20 protein-coding genes are annotated in these 19,699 nt (G+C 61.7%); 11 read left to right on the forward strand and 9 right to left on the reverse strand.

The window, feature by feature from the left end; genetic code table 11:
• Position 1 precedes the first annotated feature (1 nt).
• Positions 2-622: a Maf family protein gene (locus RCH09_RS09680; protein ID WP_326940873.1), complete on the forward strand. Its 621-nt coding sequence runs from the start codon at positions 2-4 to the stop codon at positions 620-622.
• Positions 619-2,082: a ribonuclease G gene (gene rng / locus RCH09_RS09685; protein ID WP_326940874.1), complete on the forward strand. Its 1,464-nt coding sequence runs from the start codon at positions 619-621 to the stop codon at positions 2,080-2,082. The genes RCH09_RS09680 and rng overlap by 4 nt, the downstream gene beginning before the upstream one ends.
• An 87-nt stretch (positions 2,083-2,169) precedes the next feature.
• Here rng and RCH09_RS09690 read toward each other — a convergent pair whose 3' ends face one another.
• Positions 2,170-3,573, reverse strand: a complete 1,404-nt coding sequence (locus tag RCH09_RS09690) for a Fic family protein (RefSeq protein WP_326940875.1) — start codon at positions 3,571-3,573, stop codon at positions 2,170-2,172.
• Positions 3,574-3,749: 176 nt separating this feature from the next.
• The gene (gene hutC, locus RCH09_RS09695; RefSeq protein WP_442785023.1) at positions 3,750-4,496 is read right to left on the reverse strand and encodes a histidine utilization repressor; all 747 of its coding nucleotides are present in this window, start codon (positions 4,494-4,496) and stop codon (positions 3,750-3,752) included.
• Between the two features lie 63 nt (positions 4,497-4,559).
• Between hutC and hutU the strand changes: the two genes are divergently transcribed.
• Genes hutU through hutI form a run of 4 tightly spaced genes read left to right on the forward strand, consistent with a single transcriptional unit; the run spans position 4,560 to position 10,036 of the window.
• Entirely contained in the window at positions 4,560-6,266 is a 1,707-nt protein-coding gene (gene hutU, locus RCH09_RS09700) for a urocanate hydratase (RefSeq protein WP_442785024.1), read from the forward strand.
• Complete coding sequence (gene hutH, locus RCH09_RS09705; RefSeq protein WP_326940877.1) at positions 6,263-7,795, forward strand: histidine ammonia-lyase; 1,533 nt, start codon at positions 6,263-6,265, stop codon at positions 7,793-7,795. Before hutU ends, hutH begins: the two co-directional genes overlap by 4 nt.
• A gap of 4 nt (positions 7,796-7,799) precedes the next feature.
• The gene (gene hutG / locus RCH09_RS09710; RefSeq protein ID WP_326940878.1) at positions 7,800-8,762 is read left to right on the forward strand and encodes a formimidoylglutamase; all 963 of its coding nucleotides are present in this window, start codon (positions 7,800-7,802) and stop codon (positions 8,760-8,762) included.
• On the forward strand, positions 8,759-10,036 hold the full coding sequence (gene hutI / locus RCH09_RS09715; protein ID WP_326940879.1) for an imidazolonepropionase: 1,278 nt from the start codon (positions 8,759-8,761) through the stop codon (positions 10,034-10,036). The genes hutG and hutI overlap by 4 nt, the downstream gene beginning before the upstream one ends.
• 499 nt (positions 10,037-10,535) lie before the next feature.
• Here the strand turns inward: hutI and RCH09_RS09720 are convergent, their stop codons facing one another.
• From RCH09_RS09720 to RCH09_RS09740, 6 genes are all read right to left on the reverse strand, one after another.
• On the reverse strand, positions 10,536-11,528 hold the full coding sequence (locus RCH09_RS09720) for an IS5 family transposase (protein WP_326940880.1): 993 nt from the start codon (positions 11,526-11,528) through the stop codon (positions 10,536-10,538).
• A gap of 533 nt (positions 11,529-12,061) precedes the next feature.
• The gene (locus tag RCH09_RS09725; RefSeq protein ID WP_326940881.1) at positions 12,062-12,265 is read right to left on the reverse strand and encodes a hypothetical protein; all 204 of its coding nucleotides are present in this window, start codon (positions 12,263-12,265) and stop codon (positions 12,062-12,064) included.
• Positions 12,266-12,518: 253 nt separating this feature from the next.
• Positions 12,519-12,977, reverse strand: a complete 459-nt coding sequence (locus tag RCH09_RS19720; protein WP_442785025.1) for a type II toxin-antitoxin system Phd/YefM family antitoxin — start codon at positions 12,975-12,977, stop codon at positions 12,519-12,521.
• A gap of 83 nt (positions 12,978-13,060) precedes the next feature.
• Complete coding sequence (locus RCH09_RS09730) at positions 13,061-13,516, reverse strand: GNAT family N-acetyltransferase (RefSeq protein WP_326940882.1); 456 nt, start codon at positions 13,514-13,516, stop codon at positions 13,061-13,063.
• A gap of 20 nt (positions 13,517-13,536) precedes the next feature.
• The gene (locus RCH09_RS09735; RefSeq protein ID WP_326940883.1) at positions 13,537-13,698 is read right to left on the reverse strand and encodes a hypothetical protein; all 162 of its coding nucleotides are present in this window, start codon (positions 13,696-13,698) and stop codon (positions 13,537-13,539) included.
• Positions 13,699-13,738: 40 nt separating this feature from the next.
• Entirely contained in the window at positions 13,739-14,236 is a 498-nt protein-coding gene (locus RCH09_RS09740; RefSeq protein WP_326940884.1) for a response regulator, read from the reverse strand.
• Between the two features lie 306 nt (positions 14,237-14,542).
• Here RCH09_RS09740 and RCH09_RS09745 point away from each other — a divergent pair, with 306 nt between their 5' ends.
• Entirely contained in the window at positions 14,543-15,247 is a 705-nt protein-coding gene (locus RCH09_RS09745) for a Crp/Fnr family transcriptional regulator (protein WP_326940885.1), read from the forward strand.
• Between the two features lie 19 nt (positions 15,248-15,266).
• Here RCH09_RS09745 and purM read toward each other — a convergent pair whose 3' ends face one another.
• Entirely contained in the window at positions 15,267-16,310 is a 1,044-nt protein-coding gene (gene purM, locus RCH09_RS09750; protein WP_326940886.1) for a phosphoribosylformylglycinamidine cyclo-ligase, read from the reverse strand.
• Positions 16,311-16,489: 179 nt separating this feature from the next.
• On the opposite strand from purM, the gene hda reads away from it, so the two are divergent.
• From hda to folK, 4 genes are read left to right on the forward strand one after another with little or no spacing between them, the layout of a single operon-like run.
• Positions 16,490-17,173 carry a DnaA regulatory inactivator Hda gene (gene hda / locus RCH09_RS09755; RefSeq protein WP_326940887.1) on the forward strand — a complete coding sequence of 228 codons (684 nt, stop codon included), beginning with the start codon at positions 16,490-16,492 and terminating at the stop codon, positions 17,171-17,173.
• Positions 17,170-17,844: an HAD family hydrolase gene (locus RCH09_RS09760; RefSeq protein WP_326940888.1), complete on the forward strand. Its 675-nt coding sequence runs from the start codon at positions 17,170-17,172 to the stop codon at positions 17,842-17,844. Before hda ends, RCH09_RS09760 begins: the two co-directional genes overlap by 4 nt.
• Complete coding sequence (gene pcnB / locus RCH09_RS09765) at positions 17,837-19,195, forward strand: polynucleotide adenylyltransferase PcnB (protein WP_326940889.1); 1,359 nt, start codon at positions 17,837-17,839, stop codon at positions 19,193-19,195. The genes RCH09_RS09760 and pcnB overlap by 8 nt, the downstream gene beginning before the upstream one ends.
• Positions 19,192-19,680 carry a 2-amino-4-hydroxy-6-hydroxymethyldihydropteridine diphosphokinase gene (gene folK, locus RCH09_RS09770; protein ID WP_326940890.1) on the forward strand — a complete coding sequence of 163 codons (489 nt, stop codon included), beginning with the start codon at positions 19,192-19,194 and terminating at the stop codon, positions 19,678-19,680. The genes pcnB and folK overlap by 4 nt, the downstream gene beginning before the upstream one ends.
• Positions 19,681-19,699 lie beyond the last annotated feature (19 nt).

A 19,699-nucleotide genomic window follows, 5' to 3' on the forward strand; every position in this document is an offset into this window, starting at 1 on the left:
TATGCGCCCCTCTGAACAACGCATCTACCTCGCTTCCAAAAGTCCGCGACGACGTGAATTGCTGCGTCAGATCGGGGTGGAATTCGACCTGTTGTTGCTGCGTGATCATGGCAACCGCGACGCCGACGTCTCCGAGCACGTGCTGCCTGACGAAACGCCCGAGGCCTACGTGCATCGCGTCACCCTCGAAAAAGCGCAGGCCGCCTTGCAGACGGTGTACTACCGTCGCCTGCCGCCGCGACCGGTGCTGACCGCCGATACGTGCGTCGTCCTGGGCCAGCGCATTCTCGGCAAGCCGACCGGAGAAGTCGATGCCATTGCCATGCTGCACAGCCTGTCGGGCCAGACGCACCAGGTGCTGACCAGCGTGGCGGTCTGCCACGACGGCGAAATCCAGCAGATAACGCAAGCTTCCGACGTCAGCTTCGCCACCCTGTCCGACGCCACCATCCGCGCCTATTGCGCCACCAATGAGCCGTACGACAAGGCCGGCGCCTATGGCATCCAGGGCTACGCCGCCAGCTTCATCGAAGCCATCGCCGGCAGTTACACGGGCATCATGGGCCTGCCGCTGTTCGAAACCATCCAACTCCTGAAACAGGCCGGTCTGCGACTCCCATGAACGAAGACATTCTGATCAACATTACGCCGCAGGAAACACGGGTCGCGCTCATCTTGCAGGGTTCTGTGCAGGAGTTGCATATCGAACGCACCCTCTCGCGCGGGATGGCAGGCAACATCTACCTCGGCAAAGTGGCGCGGGTGCTGCCGGGCATGCAATCGGCCTTCATCGACATTGGCCTGGAACGCGCCGCGTTCCTGCACGTGGCGGACATCTGGGAATCGAAGTCGCAGACCGGGGCGGCAGCAAATCCGCTGCCGATCGAAAAAATCCTGTTCGATGGCATGGCGCTGACCGTGCAGGTGATCAAGGACCCGATCGGCACCAAGGGCGCGCGGCTCTCCACGCAGATTTCCATTGCCGGTCGCATGCTGGTGTATCTGCCGCAGGATTCGCACATCGGCATTTCGCAGCGGATTGAAAACGAAGCCGAGCGCGAAGCCTTGCGCGGCAAGGTACGCCAGTTGTTGCCACCCGAAGAGAAAGGCGGCTTCATCATTCGGACCATGGCCGAGGACGCCTCCGAGACCGATCTGCAGATGGACATCGACTATCTGCGCAAGACCTGGTCGACCATCACCGCCAGCGCCAAGAGCAAACCGGCGCCGACGCTGCTGCATCAGGATTTGAGCCTGGCCCAGCGCGTGCTGCGCGACTTCGTCGGCGACGACACTGCCACCATCCAGGTCGACTCGCGCGAAAATTTCCTGATGCTGCAGCAGTTCGGCGCGACCTACACGCCGTCGGTGCTGACCCGACTGTCGCATTACACCGGCGAACGGCCACTGTTCGACCTGTATGGCGTCGAAGAGGAAATCGAACGCGCGCTGGGGCGGCGCGTCGATCTGAAATCCGGCGGCTACCTGATCATCGACCAGACCGAAGCCATGACCACCATCGACGTCAACACCGGCAGCTACGTCAATGGCCGCAATTTCGACGACACCATCTTCAAGACCAACCTGGAAGCTGCGCAGGCACTGGCACGCCAGCTGCGCCTGCGCAATCTGGGCGGGATCATCATCCTCGATTTCATTGACATGGAAAACGCCGAGCATCGCAATGCGGTGCTGGCGGAATTGCACAAGGCGCTGGCGCGCGACCGCACCAAGATGTCGGTGTCGGGCTTCTCCGCCCTCGGGCTGGTCGAACTGACGCGCAAACGCACGCGCGAATCGTTGTCGCACATCCTGTGCGAAACCTGTCCTGCCTGCAGCGGCAAGGGCCAGGTCAAGACCTCACGCACCATCTGCTACGAAATCCTGCGCGAATTGCTGCGCGAAGCCAAGCAGTTCAATCCGCGCGAATTCCGCATCCTTGCATCGCAACTGGTGGTCGACATGTTCCTCGAAGAAGAGTCGCAACATCTGGCGATGCTGGGGGATTTCATCGGCAAACCGATCTCGCTGCAGGTCGAATCGGTGTACCACCAGGAACAGTACGACATCATTTTGATGTAGCACGCGTTCCAACCGGTCGGGCACGTTTTCGTCTGACCTGCGCTGTTGGCGCTGCGCGGGAAGGAGCCGCGCCTGGACTGACAACCATCACTCGCGCCGACGGGATTGCGCACGCCACGCGGCCAACTCCAGCGGCCGGATGCCAAAGCGAATCGCATTCCCGGGATGCAGCGTCCTGAACTCTTCCAGCGCCAGCGCAATGAAGTGATCCCGATCCGCCAACGTCACTGCGGCCGGTATTCGGGCGCGAATCGCAGCCTCACTGGCCGCTTCATCATGGCGCACGATGGCCGTCACGACTTCACCCAGCGCTTGCCGATAGCGCAATCGAAAAATATCCGGCGGGATCAGGTTCTGCTGCACCGCCACGTATTGCTGGCAGGAGCGCTCGTAAGCCCAGACAAAGACATCGCGCAGCAATTCGATGCGATTGAGTTCGTACACCCCGATCATGGCATCCACATAGGACGGTTGCGGTACATCGATGAACGACAGCGGGCACAGGTTGTGACGGATGAACGGGATATTCGCCGCCAGCCGTGACACGCGTTTGTTGACGTCTTCAAACGGCTGCAGGTAAGGCAAATGCACCATCAAGAAAAACGCTTGCTCGAACGGATCGTGAATTTCCGCGGCCATCTGCATGACGATGCCGAACAACTCCTGCAACCGCTGCGGCAACGCTACCGGCAGATACACGCTGCCACCGATTTCTACCGCACGGTTGCGAATGCGGCCACAGGCCGTTGGGTCGGCCATTAATCCGTCGGACAGAAAGGCATGCAGTGCAATGATGGTGTCGGTGGTCAGCGTAGCATGGTCGGGGTCGCGCACCAGATATTCGATGGCCTCCTTGTGATTGAGGATCATCTGGGTTTCCAGCGCATCCTTGCCCTCGGCAGCCTGGCCGAACTCGATCAGCCGTTCGGTATCGAGCCGGCTGTACGTGTTGCCCTCCAGTTGCGAGGATGCCCAGGAAAGATCAATCAGCAAGCGATTCAGGATGTCGCGCGCGAAGGTGCCCGCCGGTGTCTTCTCGGCAGGTGAGCGACCCAGCGCGTGCAACTGATCGCGCAAAGTCTGCGGCAGGTAGGCGCTTTGGTTCGGTTGATATTGTTCTAGAAACGTCAGCTTGTAGCCGACCGGCCGGCGCAACTGGCGCGGCTGACGCACCCATGCCTTGATTTCCTTTCCTTCCGGCGAAGTGGGTATGTAGGCATCGACGATCGCATACGTCGAAGCCGGTTCCTGATGGAGCGACAGACCGCCTTCGTCATTCTGCAAGGCAGGATGATAGCGGACCGCGCGGCCGGCTCCGCGCGATACAATCCGGCCCGCATTGACGAGCAACGCCAGCCTGCGCTGCAGGGTCCGGCGCGGCATCTCAGTACCGACGGCCTGCTGGATCGCGTCGATACCGACGCCGGTTGGGCACAAGGCAATCAGTTCGACGAGTTGAGCCAGTGCTTGAGAAGACGTTCGCTTGGGCATGGGGTGCGCGTTAAGGAAGGACAACGTGAGTATCGCGCCAAATAAAATGGCGCGCAAATATATTTGCGCGCCACATCATCACCATGATTGCCGCAATCGCGCCAATTCTTCCGTCGTCACCGACGTGATGCATTCACGATCGGGCCTCCTGTCCGCCGCCGCCCATCACAGCCTGCCTAAAAACTCCCGGCAAACTGATACCGGCTGCCGGGGTGCCACATCGTCACCACCGAGGCCACCAGCGTTTTTGACCAGGTGCGGCGCTTGAGCACGAGGCAGGATTCGTGCGGCGCCATCGACAACATCTGCGCCACCGGCGGTGGCGGCGGCAATGCTTCGATGCTGTAGTTGACCCCCTGCAGCGGCGCCACGGCGACCAGGTACGCGTTCGGTGTCGTCACGGAAAAATCCTGCTTCAGATACGCCGGCGCCAAGGCCGGATTGACCCAGCGATCCTCGACCTGGATCGGCAGGTCATTCTCGAAATGCACGATCACCGAATGAAACAGCGACTGTTTCCGCTTCAGGCCGAACTGTGCCGCGATCAATTCCGTGGCCGCTTCGCGTGCCAGCAGATGCACCTGGCTGCGATGCCGATGTCCGCGCGCCGCCACCTCCTCGGCAATATTGCGGATGGCCACCAGCGTCGACTGCACCTTCTGCGGCGCGACATAGGTGCCCGAACCCTGGATACGGAACAGCACCTGCTCGGCAGTCAACTCCCGCACGGCCCGGTTCACGGTCATGCGCGCCACTCCGAACTGTGCCGCCAGCGCCTGTTCGGACGGCACGGCCTCGCCCTCCTTCCACTGCCCGGCCTGAATCTGCGCCAGCAAATGATCCTTGATGACCTGAAAAACCGGTCTACGCTGCGTTGCTTCGGGCTGCTTCACGTGTTGCTCCAGAGTTGATCGACAACGCATGTTAACATCGGCTTGCCAAAGTTGTATAGACAACTTATGCTGTCCAAAATTCTGGAGACCGCCATGACCAAAGACCCCCGCCTCGACCCCAGCCGCGTGATCCGTGCGCCACGCGGTAATGAGCTGCATTGCAAGAGCTGGCTGACCGAAGCCGCATACCGGATGATCCAGAACAATCTGGACCCGGAAGTGGCAGAAAACCCAACCCATCTGGTGGTCTACGGCGGCATCGGCCGGGCTGCACGCGACTGGGCCAGCTTCGACCGCATCCTGGCGGTGCTGCGCGAACTGGGCGACGACGAAACCCTGTTGATCCAGTCCGGCAAGCCGGTTGGTGTGTTTCAGACCCACGCCGATGCACCGCGCGTGCTGATCGCCAATTCGAACCTGGTGCCGAAGTGGGCCAACTGGGAACACTTCAACGAACTCGACCGCAAGGGCCTGTTCATGTATGGCCAGATGACGGCCGGCAGCTGGATCTACATCGGCAGCCAGGGCATCATCCAGGGCACCTACGAAACCTTCGTCGAAGCCGGTCGCCAGCACTATCAGGGCGACTGGGCCGGACGCTGGATACTGACGGCCGGACTGGGCGGCATGGGCGGCGCGCAGCCGCTGGCGGCGACGCTGGCCGGGGCCGTCTCGCTGACCGTCGAGTGCCAGCAAAGCAGCATCGACTTCCGTCTGCGCACCCGCTATCTCGACAAGCAAGCAGACAATCTGGATCACGCGCTGGCGCTGATTGCCGAGCATTGCGCACGACGCGAAGCCGTCTCAATCGGCTTGCTTGGCAACGCTGCCGAAGTCCTGCCGGAACTGGTGCGACGCGCCCGCGCCGGTGGCATCCGTCCCGATCTGGTGACGGATCAAACCTCGGCGCATGACCTGATCAACGGCTATCTGCCGATTGGCTGGACGGTGGCGCAATGGAAAGCCGCCCAACCAGATCCGGCTCAACACGCGGCACTGACTGCCGCAGCGGCGCACTCATGCAGCGCCCATGTGCAGGCCATGCTGGATTTCCATGCGATGGGCATTCCGACGGTTGATTACGGCAACAACATTCGCCAGGTCGCGTTCGATGATGGCGTAACGAACGCGTTCGACTTTCCCGGCTTCGTACCGGCCTATATCCGCCCGCTGTTCTGCGAAGGACGCGGGCCGTTTCGCTGGGTCGCGCTGTCGGGCGATCCGGAAGACATTTACAAGACCGACGCCAAGATCAAGGAGCTGTTCCCGCACCACACCGCGGTGCATCACTGGCTCGACATGGCGCGCGAACGGATTGCGTTCCAGGGCCTGCCGGCGCGCATCTGCTGGCTCGGCCTGGGTGAGCGGCACTTGGCCGGGCTGGCTTTCAACGAGATGGTGCGCAGCGGTGAATTGAAGGCGCCGATCGTGATCGGCCGTGATCATCTCGATACCGGCTCGGTGGCCAGCCCGAACCGCGAAACCGAAAGCATGCTGGACGGCACCGACGCGGTCTCCGACTGGCCGCTGTTGAACGCGATGCTCAATACCGCCAGCGGCGCGACCTGGGTCTCGCTTCATCATGGCGGCGGCGTCGGCATGGGCTATTCGCAGCACGCCGGCATGGTCATCGTCGCCGATGGCAGCGACGCCGCCGCCAAGCGACTGGCCCGCGTGCTGGTCAACGACAGCGGCTCCGGCGTGATGCGGCATGCCGATGCGGGCTATCCGCAAGCCATCGCCTGCGCCGAACGCAACGCACTCAACCTGCCCATGATCCATCCGAAAGCACACCCATGATGACGCTCGAACCCGGCCAGCTGTCCCTCTCGACCCTGCGCGCAATCTGGCAGTCGCATGCGCCGATCATGCTGCCGGCCAGCGCCTATGTCGACATCAACGCCGCCGCTGCCACCATTACCGCGATTGTCCGCAAAGGCGATCCCGCTTACGGCATCAACACCGGTTTCGGCAAGCTTGCCAAGACCCATATCCCGGATGACCAGCTCGAACTGCTGCAGCACAACCTGATCGTCAGCCATGCGGTCGGTACCGGCACGCCGATTGCCGACCAAATCGTGCGCCTGATCCTGGCCACCAAGATCGCCAGCCTGGCGCGCGGCTATTCCGGCATTCGCGCGGTCGTCATCGACACCATGATTGCGCTGTACAACGCCGGCATCATGCCGAGCATTCCGGTCAAGGGTTCGGTCGGCGCCTCCGGCGATCTGGCACCGCTGGCGCACATGACGCTGGCCTTGCTGGGCATTGGCGAGGTCACCGTGCACGGTGTGCCGATGACCGCCGCGGCGGCGCTGGCGCAAGCCAATATCGCCCCGATCACGCTGGCGGCCAAGGAAGGCCTGGCCCTGATCAACGGCACCCAGGTCTCGACTGCACTGGCCCTGAACGGCCTGTTCCTGGCCGAGCGCATGCTGGCCGCAGCCACCGTCAGCGGCGCGTTGTCGGTCGATGCCGCCAAGGGCAGCGATGCACCGTTCGATCCGCGCGTGCATGCAGTGCGCGGACAGCCCGGCCAGATTGCGCTGGCGCGCATCTACCGCGAACTGCTGGCCGACAGCGCCATCCGGCGCTCGCATCTGGTCAACGATGAGCGTGTGCAAGACCCGTACAGCCTGCGTTGCCAGCCGCAAGTCATGGGCGCCTGCCTCGACCTGATCGGCAACGCGGCACGCACGCTGAAGATCGAGGCGAATGCGGTGACTGACAATCCGCTTGTGTTTGCCGATGACAATGAGGTCCTCTCCGGCGGTAATTTTCATGCCGAGCCGGTGGCGTTTGCCGCCGACACGCTGGCACTGGCGATTGCCGAGATCGGCGCGCTCTCGGAACGCCGCATCGCGCTGCTGATCGACGCCTCGCTGTCCGGCCTGCCACCGTTTCTGGTCGCCTCCAGCGGCCTGAATTCCGGCTTCATGATTGCGCATGTCACCGCTGCGGCGCTGGCGTCGGAGAACAAGTCGCTGGCTCATCCGGCCAGCGTCGACAGCCTGCCCACCTCGGCCAATCAGGAAGACCACGTCAGCATGGCCACCTTTGCCGCGCGACGTCTGCACGAGATGGCGCACAACACCGCCGTCATCATCGGCATCGAACTGCTGGCGGCGGCCCAGGGCATCGATTTTCATCAGCCGCTGACGACCGCGCCGATGCTGGCCGATGTGCATCAACGTCTGCGCCAACGGGTGCCGTTCTACGCCTGCGACCGACTGTTCGCGCCGGACATTGAGGCGGCCAGGAACATGGTCCTCGATGGCCAGTTGAGCCAGCAGTGCGACGCGTTGTTTGCTGCCCTTTACCTGGACTGAGCCAATGAAAACGCCCGCCGACATGAGCCGCTGGAACGGCCGCATCGATGCCGAAGAAGGCGTTGGCGGCATGCGCTGGCACCAGCAGATGCAACCGGTCGAGCACACCGCCGCGCCCGGCATCGTTGTGCTCGGCTTCGCCTGCGACGCCGGCGTCGCGCGCAACCATGGCCGCACCGGCGCGCGCGAAGGACCGCAGGCATTGCGCGCGATGCTGGCGAACATGCCGGCGCTGGCTGGCCAGATTGCCGATGCCGGCGATGTGGTGTGCATGCCGGTTGACGACGACGACGGACTCGAAGCGACGCAGCAGGAACTGGCGCAAGCGGTGGCGGCGCTACTGGCCGCAGCGCATCGCCCCATCGTTCTCGGCGGCGGCCATGAGATGGCCTTCGGCACCTTCTGCGGACTGGCAAGGTCGCTGGCCGGCGCGGACAAGCCGCCCCGCATCGGCATCCTGAATCTGGATGCGCATTTCGATTTGCGACTGGCCGCGCAGGCGAATTCCGGTACGCCGTTCAGGCAGATTGCCGATGACTGCTGCGCGCGTGGCTGGGCCTTCAATTATTGCTGCCTCGGCGTCAGTCGCTTCGCCAACACGCAGGCCTTGTTCGACCGCGCCGCCACGCTGGGTGTGCGCACGCTGCTCGACGAGCAAATGACATCCAGCGACGGCGCGGCGATTGCGGCCACGCTGGCCAGCTTTCTGGAACGCGTCGATCACCTGTATTTCACCATCTGCCTGGACGTGCTGCCGGCGGCGCTCGCGCCGGGTGTCAGCGCACCGGCCGCACGCGGGGTCGGGCTGGACGTGATCGAGCCGATCATCGATCTGGTCGCCGCCAGCGGCAAGCTGCGCGTGGCCGACATTGCCGAGCTCAATCCGACCCATGACATCGACCAGCGCACCGCGCGCGTCGGCGCGCGTCTGGTGGCGCGACTCGCTGCCGGCTGGAACGCGACATGACCGCCATCCATTGGGATGCACTGTGGACCAACCTGCATCTGGCCACGATGGCCGATGGTTACGGCGAAATTCGCGACGGCGCGATTGCGGTGCAGGATGGCCGGATCGCCTGGCTCGGAGCGCGCGCGGATTTACCGGCCGGCGCCAGCGCCACAATCACCCACGATGGCAACGGCGGCTGGCTCACGCCGGGCCTGATCGACTGCCATACCCACATCGTCCACGCCGGTAACCGCAGCGATGAATTCGAAGCGCGCCTGAACGGCGTCAGCTATGCCGACATTGCCACCAGCGGCGGCGGCATCATGGCCACCGTACGCGCCACGCGCGCCGCCAGCGAAGACGCACTGTATGCAGCCAGCCTGCCACGCGTGCTGGCGCTGCTGGCCGAAGGTGTCACCACCATCGAAATCAAATCCGGCTACGGCCTCGATCTGGACAACGAAGCAAAGATGCTGCGCGTCGCCCGCCGCCTCGGCGCGACGCTGCCGGTGCGCGTGGTCACCACATTTCTTGGCGCGCATGCGCTGCCACCGGAATACGTCAATCGACCCGACGACTACATCGACCACATCTGCACCGTGATGCTGCCGGCGCTGCATGCCGAAAGGTTGATCGATGCGGTCGATGCCTTCTGCGAACACATCGGCTTCACCCCGGCGCAGACCGAGCGCGTGTTTCGCGCCGCGCAGCAACTCGGCCTGCCGCTCAAGCTGCACGCCGAACAATTGTCGGACCAGCGCGGTGCCGCACTGACCGCGCAATATAACGGCCTGTCAGCCGATCATCTGGAATTTCTGTCGCAGGACGGCGTCGACGCGATGGCCACCGCCGGCACGGTGGCCGTGCTGCTGCCCGGCGCGTTTTACTACCTGCGCGAAACCAGGTTGCCACCCATCGACGCGTTGCGCGCTGCCGGCGTACCGATGGCGTTGGCCACCGATTGCAATCCCGGCACCTCGCCGATGACGTCGCTGCTGCTGGCGCTGAACATGGGCTGCACGCTGTTTCGACTGACACCGGCCGAGGCGCTGGCCGGTGTCACCTGTCACGCAGCGCGGGCGCTCGGCTTGCAGGCCGAGACGGGCCTGCTCGCGGTTGGTCTGCGGGCTGACTTTGCGCTATGGCAGATCGAACGGCCGGGGGATCTGGCGTACCGGATTGGGGGGAATGCTTGCGCGGGAGTGGTGCTGGCGGGGCAGTGGCGCGCGGCGAGTCAGTTTGCAGATGGATTCAAGGGGGCGGATCAGGAAACGGGACAAGTCGTACGGTAGGCGCCGAGCTGCTTGATCAGGGTCATCGGGTTCGCTGTGCGGGTAAAAGAAATTTGCAAAACCGGCCTTGCTCTGCGGCGTATTGGCACCGATTGTTGGCGTTGGGTTGAGCCGTATGCGTACGGTACACTCCGTTACAGTGCCAAGGTCAGAATTCAGCCATGACCAGCCGTTGGGGATTGCGTTGTGAATGGCGGTTCAACGCAGATTGCGGTCATCCTGTTGACGCTCGCGTCGGATTGACTCATCACTTCACTGTCGGCTCACCCGCCGCAGCACCGCTGTCGAAGATAATGTTCCTATTTTCTGGCGGGGACGAGTCAAAAATTCATCAGCACTAATACCCGCATTTTTACCCTAGGGAGCCGCTGATCAACGTCGAAATCGCGATGTCGCACCGGCTATATCTTTTCTCCGTGCACCGTTTTCAGTAATTTGATTCAAATTCGTCGGTTCGGGAAAAGAAATGGAGCCGAGTTGGCGCTATTTCCCGCCTTTCTCACGCGACGGACGGAGCTTGGGCCTGCAATACCATCAGCTTGTTTTTTGCCAGCACCAGATTGGCCAGGCCGAACAGCATCACCACCTGCGCGGTATTTTTCGCAAGCCCCTTGTAGCGCGTCTTGCGATGACGAAACAGGTTTTTGACGACATGAAACGGATGCTCAACTTTCGCCCGAATGCGCGCCTTGGCATGCTCCAGCGCATCAAGCACCGCCCGCAGCGGCCGCGTCGGGTCGATCTTTTTGACGGTGCTGCGACGGGTGGCGATCTGCCAGTCCACCGCGACATCCTGCAACTCGATCCGTTTCTCGGCACCGGTGTAGCCCGCGTCGGCAAACACCGTTTTTTCCTCGCCGTGCAGCAACGCCGCCAACTCGGCGATATCGGCTACATTGGCCGCCGTGGTGGTGACGGTGTGGACCAGACCGCTGTCGGCATCGGCTCCGATATGCGCCTTCATGCCGAAATACCACTGGTTGCCCTTCTTGGTCTGGTGCATGTCGCCATCGCGCTTGCCGTCGGTATTCTTCGTCGATGGCGGCGCGTTGATGATGGTGGCATCGACAATCGTCCCGGAACGCATCAGCAGACCTTTCTCGGTCAGCGTGGCGTTGATCGCCAAAAACATCCGCTGGGTCAGGTCGTTGGTCTCCAGCAGGCGGCGAAACTTCAACAGCGTGGTGGCGTCCGGCGCATTCTCGCGCGCCAGATCGATGCCGACAAAGGCGCGCACCGACTGACTGTCGTAGATCGCATCCTCCACCGCTTCGTCCGACAACCCGTACCACTGCTGAATGAAATACACCCGCAGCATGCGCGACAGACCGATCGGAGGGCGACCGCGCGTGCCGGTTGGATAGACCGGGGCAATCACCGCCTCCAGCTCGGCCCATGGCACCACCTGCTCCATCTCAGCCAGAAATTTCTCGCGTCGTGTCGTACGCTTCTTGCCGGCAAATTCGGCGCTGGAAAAACTGGTTTGCTTCATGGCTGCGGCCACCTTTGAATTTTTTTCTGAACCGGAATTTTATCAAGGGAGCGCGATTAAATCAGCGTCTCCTTAGTTTCGGACAATGAAACTTACCCAATCAACCCGCCCGAGTTCGTTAATGAGAAAAGTCCGTGCGTTGAGTCCCCTGCCGAGCAGAAAGCGGCTACATGGGCTCCCTCTCCGGCATTAACTACATGGCGATCTATTCGTTACTTGCCTTTGCGCTGGGTGATGATCCAGACCGCAAGTATGACAATAACTGCGATTAGACATATTGCCCCCCACGGGCCACCATAACCACTCATCCAACCGCCGCCCCACATATGGCCCAGCATCATCGAACCTTGCGCCAAAGCGCTCCCATTATGCTCATCGGTGCAGTCGCATTTAAGAAAACAGTTAAATTTTTCATATTTACTCTCAAGTCAGCAAAATTTACCCGAGTCGGTCTCTTTGGTCGGCCCGTTTGAACCGACCACATTGCTCGTCACATCGTGGGTAGCTTCGACAACAGCGGTTCTAGCAACGAGTCACTTCGCCGAACAGTCGCAAGCTGCTTTTGTATTTTTCTGTGCAGTGTTGCAGCAGTCCATGGCGCTCTTGGAACTGCTCTTGGCGTCGCCTACCTTGTTATGATCATGGCACTCGGCTGCTTTGAGATGCTGCTTCGCGGCTGCTTCGTGATCGCTGGCAGCTTGTTTGTGCAGAACGCTGGCTTCATTGGCATGTGGCATGGTGTAATTTCCTAGGGTGGAGAAGTGGATGGGCCGAAAGACAACACGCAGCGACTGAGCGCTCGCCCTATCGCAATGCCGTTCCACAATAGGTCTTTAAATTCGATTGAACGGTGCGGTTGCGTACGCAAGAGCGAAACAAAAACAACACGCCGGAGGATGACCGGCTACTCGCGAAGTGAAATTCTGATCGTTTGATCTCATCACCGTTAACGCCGCCTAACTGTTACCGATTTTCTCGACCTCAGCGATTTCACTGAACGATTCGGCCTCGCCCGACTCCAGCATGCCAATCTACCGACTGCTGTACGCCGCATTGCTGCCATTCATTGAACCCGCCTTGACCGTCTGACGTGGGTCGAAAACGGTCTTTCATTCCATTTGCATACAGCAGAAACTGCCCCATAGAATGCGACCGGCTTACGCCAAGCACGAGCGCACGATTTATCCGGTATCGCGAGCTGCCCCCTTCAACGGCGGGATGTAGAAGCTCTGGAAATTGCGACGCGGGATAAATCGTGCGCCGACGGGACGGCATCCGCTCCTCCAGCGTCGGCCGCGTCGCAACGACAAGTTGTCGCCGCCGCGCAATTGGTACCAGCACCGCCGTTTCGGAGCCACGCCGCGTTATCAGTCGCGACCCACCACGGATGCAGGCGTCGAGCAATTCAATGAGGCGGGCATTGGCATACTGTACCGACCATGCTGGCATGATGACGCCACATTGACCAACAAAATGCCGGTTCCGGAAGGCCCACCAAACCGCTTCCAATCGCAACGCCGCCTCAACAAAACCTAATACAACACCAACCGCAAATCGACCTTGTCCGCACCATCCCGAAACCCCTCGCGCCAGTGCGACACGATCTCAAATCCGTGCCGGACATAAAACGGCGCGACCTTGAGGGTCGTATCGATGATCAGGTATTTGGTGGGCTGGGCATGGGTCTTGAGATGCGCAATGCGGTGTATCAGCAGCATCGTGCCCAGGCCCTTGCCGTGCCACTGCGCGTGAATTTGTCCGAACACCAGCACAGCATGATTGTATGAAGTGGATACCTCATAGCCGCCAAACCCGACCACCTTGCCATCGCAGACCACGACGAAATTCGGACCGTCCGGTTCATCGAGCGCACTGATGAACCAGTCTTCGTCTTCGGCGCTGAAGAACGCCGGGACATTGGAGCGGAAGCAGGCCAAGGCGGCATCGCGGTCGGTGCTTGCGTAGTCTCGGATGTGGGCAGTGATCATGATTCCTGGTGTGTGAAATTTTACTGAATGCCCTGATCGTCGATACCGAACAGAACCCGTTCAATGGTACCGCCGATAGACGACGTCGGACCAGGAACCGGCAGCGACCCGATACCCACCGGGGAGGTCGCGTTCGACAAATCGAGCAGCATGACCGTCGCGCACGGCGCGGCAATTTTCATTTCGCCTGCGCGCCGGGCGCCAGAACAGTCCACGCCGCAATTACGTTGGCGATGTAGTCGACGCGCCTGCGGTCGGCGCCGGCAAGGCCAGCGCCAGATCAATCGTCCGCATCAGCGCATCGATATTGAACGGCTTGGTGAGGTAGCGGAAGAATCCGGCGCGCAGGCCTTTGTCGATGTCGCCGGCGAAGGCGTTCGAAGACAAGGCGATGACCGGGATATGGACCGTGAGCGGATCCATGCGCAGTAACGCCAGCGCATCCAAACCATTGATGCCGGGCAGGTTGATATCCATCAGAATCACGTCGGGGTGCACGCTGCGCGCCAGCACAACGCCTGCATTGCCGTCGGTCGCGGCGAGCAAGGTCAGGTCGTCGCGCCGATCGATCAGCACCGTCACCAGGGCCAGGTTCGCCGGATTGTCTTCGACGTAAAGCACCTTGCGCCGGTCGGACTGCACGTGTTGCGACTGCGCCGCAACCCCACTGGGGCGGTGCACCAGATTTTCTGGCATGGCCGAGAGTAAATGATCCTGCATGAAAGCCTGTGCGTAAAAGTGAGGTGAGGATCGGCGTTGCCGCCAGGGCGGCGGTAACACACGTTGTCAGCGGGGGATTATAGTGACGGGGTTTTCAAGCGTCGGCACGTTACCGGACGCAGCATCGTTGTATTTGCGCTCCCCGCCGTTGCTTCGTCGAAAGCAACCACTGCGCTTTGTTCGCCAGCGTACATACGAGCACCTGGCCAGCGCGCAGTCTTGCTCCATCCTGACGCAGTTGGTTCGTTGTCGTTCATGCCGCACAACCTGCCATTGCGTGCGCCTCATTCCTACTGGAGTCACCCCATGTTAAACCGTCTTCATAACCGGCTTCTCGCCGCGTTGTCCGATCCTGTTATCGAGAGGCTGCGCCCACATCTGGAACACATGAAGCTTCCGCTCGGGCAGATGCTGTACGACGCCGGAACCCCGCTGGACTTCGTGTATTTTCCGACCACGTCGATCGTCTCGTTGTTGTATGTGATGGAGGACGGCGCATCGGCCGAAATCGCCATCGTCGGCAATGATGGCATCGTCGGCCTGGCCGTATTCATGGGCGGATCGACCACCAATCATCAAGCGGTAGTACAGAGCGCGGGTTCGGCATACCGGATGCCGGCAGCGGAGCTGATGGCCGAATTCTTGCAGCGCGGCGAATTGCAGGAACTGCTGCTGCGCTACATGCAGGCGCTGTTTTCGCAAACTGCGCAGACCGCCGTGTGCAACCGCCACCACACCATTGATCAGCAACTGTGCCGCTGGCTGCTATTAAGCATGGACCTGCTGTCGGACCAGAATCTGGTGATGACCCAGGAATTGATTTCCAACATGCTCGGCGTACGCCGCCAGGGTGTCACGGAAGCTGCCAACAAATTGCAGGATGCCGGCCTGATCGAATACAGCCGCGGCAAGATCACTGTGGTGGACCGCCCGAAACTCGAAGAGCGGGTGTGCGAGTGCTACCTGGCCGTCAGGCGCGAATACGATCGCCTGATGGTGCACCCGGCTTGACGCCGGGTCGGGACCGGTCTTATTCGACCAGGGTCTGATGTTCGCCGTCCTGACGTTCCCGCACAACGCCGATGCGCGACACGGTCTCGCCGGACGCGGCCAGGTGGGCCATGGCTGCCTCGGCGTTTTCCTTGGCGACGATCACCACCATCCCGATGCCGCAATTGAAGACGCGGTGCATTTCGGCGTCAGCGACATTGCCATGCTTTTGCAGCCACGAGAACAGCGGCGGCATGACCCACGATTTCTTTTGCAGCACCACAGTCAGGTGGCTTTGCAGGACGCGCGGGACGTTTTCGACCAACCCACCGCCAGTGATGTGCACCATGCCCTTGATCTCCATCTCGGCCATCAGCGCGAGGAGCGGCTTGACGTAAATCCGGGTCGGTTCCATCAGGGTGTCGGCCAGGCTGCGACCATGGAAATCGGCCTCCAGATCCGGCTTGGCGACGGCGATGATCTTGCGCACCAGCGAGTAGCCGTTCGAATGCGCGCCGCTTGACGCCAGACCCAGCACCACGTCGCCCGGCTTGATCTTGCTGCCGTCGATGATCTTCGATTTTTCTACCACACCCACCGCAAAGCCGGCCAGGTCATATTCGCCATCCGGATACATGCTCGGCATTTCGGCGGTTTCGCCACCAATCAAGGCACAGCCGGCCTGTTCGCAACCCAGCGCGACGCCTTTGATGACGTCGGTGGCGCTTGGCACATCGAGCTTACCGCAGGCGAAATAATCGAGGAAAAACAGCGGTTCGGCGCCCTGCACCAGAATGTCATTGACGCTCATGGCCACCAGATCAATGCCGACGGTGTCGTGGCGGTTGAGGTGAAAGGCCAGCTTGAGCTTGGTGCCAACGCCATCGGTGCCGGATACCAGCACCGGCTCCTTGAACTTCTTGCTGATTTCAAACATCGCGCCAAAACCGCCGATGCCGGCGAGGACGCCTTCACGGGCGGTGCGCTTGGCAAAGGGCTTGATGGCTTCGACCAGCGCGTCGCCGGCATCCATGTCGACACCCGCATCGCGGTAAGAAAGGGAAACGTTTGCAGGGGTACTCATGATGTAATTGGCAGCGAAGGCAGTAAAATAGCGGGTTGAGGCAATGACAACCGTTGTCGGTTGGCATTGAAGAAGCCGCCATTTTATCAAACCGTGCCACCAGACTGCGGGTTCATGAGATTTTCTTTAATTACAGATAAGCCGTTCCCGACCGCATTGCGGTTTTCGGCCAGCCACGCATGAGGCAAATGCTGCTCGATCTGCCGGCTCCCAAGCCGCAGACACTGACCAATTTTGAAGCCGGCCAGAACGCCGAACTGCTGGCGCTGCTGATCCGGGTCGCCGCGGGCGCTGCCATCACGCTCAGCGAGCGCTTCATCTATTGCTGGGGCGAAGCCGGCTGCGGCAAGACGCATCTGCTGCACGCGCTGGCTGGCGCCGCCCACAGCCGCTATCTCGATCCGGATGCCGACGCCGCCGCCTTTGTCCACGATCCCGCTGTCACGCTGTATCTGCTGGATGACTGCGAGCGGCTGTCGCCGTCCCTGCAGATCGCCGCCTTTGCCCTGTTCAACCAGATCCGCGAGCATGGCGGCGCGCTGGTGTCGTGCGGCGCCCAGGCGCCGGCGCATCTGGCACTGCGCGAAGACTTGCGCACACGCCTCGGCTGGGGCCTGATCTATCAGCTGCAAAGCCTGACCGACGCAGAAAAAATCGCCGCCCTCACCCATGCCGCAGCAACCCGAGGTCTTACGCTGGCAAGCGGCGTGTTACCCTACTTGATCACTCATTTTCGGCGCGACATGCGCTCCCTCGCCGCGATGCTCGACGCACTGGATCACTACTCGCTCGAGACCCAACGACCGATCACCCTGCCGCTACTGCGCGCACTTCTGCAACGCGAAGGCACGCCAGGCCCATGAGCAGAATTGCCATCTTCGATCTCGACCACACGCTGCTGCCGCTGGACTCGGATTACGAGTGGGGCCGGTTCATGTGCCGCATCGGTGCGGTCGAGCCAAACGCCTTCGCCGCGCGCAACGCAGTTTTCTTTCAGCAGTACCAGAACGGCACGCTGGACCCGCACGCCTATCTGGAATTCGCCTTCAGCACGCTGGCGCAGTTTGAGCGCGACCAGCTGGATGCCTGGCATGCCCAATTCATGCGGGAGATCATCCTGCCGGCGATCAAACCCGCCGCATTGGCACTGGTGCAAAAGCACCAGGAGGCTGGCGACCTGCCCCTGATCATCACGGCGACCAACCGCTTTGTCACCGGCCCGATCGCCCAGGCGTTTGGCGTACCGGATCTGATTGCCGCCGAAGCCGAACTCAAGGCCGATGGCAACTTCACCGGACGCGCGCTGGGCACGCCGCCATTTGGCGCCGGCAAGGTGGTCAACTTGCATGCCTGGCTGGCCGCCCGCAAGCAACGACTGGCCGACTTCAGCGCAAGCCATTTTTACAGCGATTCACAAAACGATATTCCGCTGCTGTCGATCGTCACCCACCCCATGGCGACCAATCCCAACGACCTGCTGGCCGCGCACGCGCGGGCGCATGGTTGGCCTACCCTTGACTTATTCAATGATTAAAAAATTCATCCGCCGCATCCTCGGCAGCAAGACGAAAGCCATCGATCACACCAAGGCCACCGAGCTGACGCCGAAGGAACACGGCATCGATCCGAAGCTGGTGTCGTCGAATGCGATTCGCGTGACGCAAACGCTGCAGGAAGCCGGCTTCAAGGCGTTCCTGGTCGGCGGCGCGGTGCGCGATCTGCTGCTCGGGATCAAGCCGAAAGATTTTGATATCGCCACCAACGCCACGCCGGAACAGGTCAAGAAACTGTTCCGGCGTGCCTTCATCATCGGCCGCCGCTTCCAGATCGTGCACGTGATGTTCGGCCAGGACCTGCTGGAGGTGACCACCTTCCGCGGCGCCTCGACGGAAGCCGCCCCCAAGGATGAGCACGGCCGCGTCCTGCGCGACAACACCTTCGGCGAGCAGCATGAAGATGCGGTCCGGCGTGATTTCACCATCAATGCGATGTACTACGATCCGGCCACGCAGGTGGTGCTGGATTACCACTGCGGCATGGCCGACATCCGCAACAAGACGCTGCGCATCATCGGCGTGCCGGAAGCACGCTTTCGCGAAGATCCGGTGCGACTGCTGCGGGTGGTGCGCTTTGCCGCCAAACTGGGCTTCACGATTCATCCCGAGACTGCCGCGCCGATCAAGGTAATGGCGCCGCTGATCAACAATGTCCCGGCCGCGCGCGTGTTCGATGAAATGATCAAGTTGCTGATGAGCGGCCAGGCGCTGGCCTGCCTGCAGCAGCTGCGCAAGGAAGGCCTGCATCACGGCCTGCTGCCGCTGCTCGACGTGGTGCTGGAACAGCCGCTCGGCGAAAAATTCGTGCGCCTTGCACTGGCCAGTACCGACGCCCGGGTCAAGCAGGGCAAACCGGTCTCGCCCGGCTTTCTCTTCGCCGCGCTGCTGTGGCATCAGGTACTGGAAAAATGGAGCGCCTACCAGGCCGCCGGCGAGATGCCGATTCCGGCCCTGCACCTGGCCGCCGATGATGTGCTCAACAGTCAGACCGAACAGCTCGCGCTGCAACGCAAGATCGCCTCCGACATGCGCGACATCTGGGCCATGCAGCCGCGCTTCGAACGACGCACCGGCAAGGCGCCCTACAAGCTGCTGGAAAATCTGCGGCTGCGCGCCGGCTACGACTTCCTGCTGCTGCGCTGTGCGTCCGGTGAAATCGATGCCGAACTGGGCGAATGGTGGACTGCCTTCATGGAAGGCGACGCCGGTGAACGCGAAACCCTGATGACGCAGAAGCCGCGCGCGGTCGATGGTGCACCCAAGCGGGCCAAGCGCCGCGGCGGCCGCGGTCGCGCCCGACCGGACGAAGGCGGCGGCGCAGCCGAATGAGTAGCGCCCCGGTCATCGCCAGCATCGGCCTTGGGGCCAATCTGGGCGATGCGCAAACGACAGTGCAACGGGCCATCGTCGCGCTGGGCAGTTTTCCGCACACCACCGTGGTCGCGCAATCCAGTCTGTTTCGCAGCGCCCCGATCGATGCCGTTGGCGACGACTTCGTCAACGCCGTGGCGCAGCTGCACACCACGCTGAGCGCGCAGCAACTGCTGGCCGAACTGCTGCAGCTTGAACAGGTATTCGGCCGCGAGCGGTCGCATCGCAATGCGCCCCGCACCCTCGACCTTGATCTGCTACTGTTCGGCCAGCAGGAAATTGACACGGCCACGTTGACGGTGCCGCATCCGCGCCTGACCCAGCGGGCCTTTACGCTGATCCCGTTGCTGCAGATCGATCCGCTGATTGTGATACCAGGCCGCGGCGCCGCGCATGCCTTCGTGCCGGACGTCGCCGGCCAGTCGATTCAAAAAATAATCTAGCCGGCGGAGCGCCAACCAT

Origin of the sequence: Actimicrobium sp. GrIS 1.19 (assembly GCF_035984655.1) — a bacterium.
In the GTDB taxonomy this organism is placed as follows: domain Bacteria; phylum Pseudomonadota; class Gammaproteobacteria; order Burkholderiales; family Burkholderiaceae_D; genus Actimicrobium.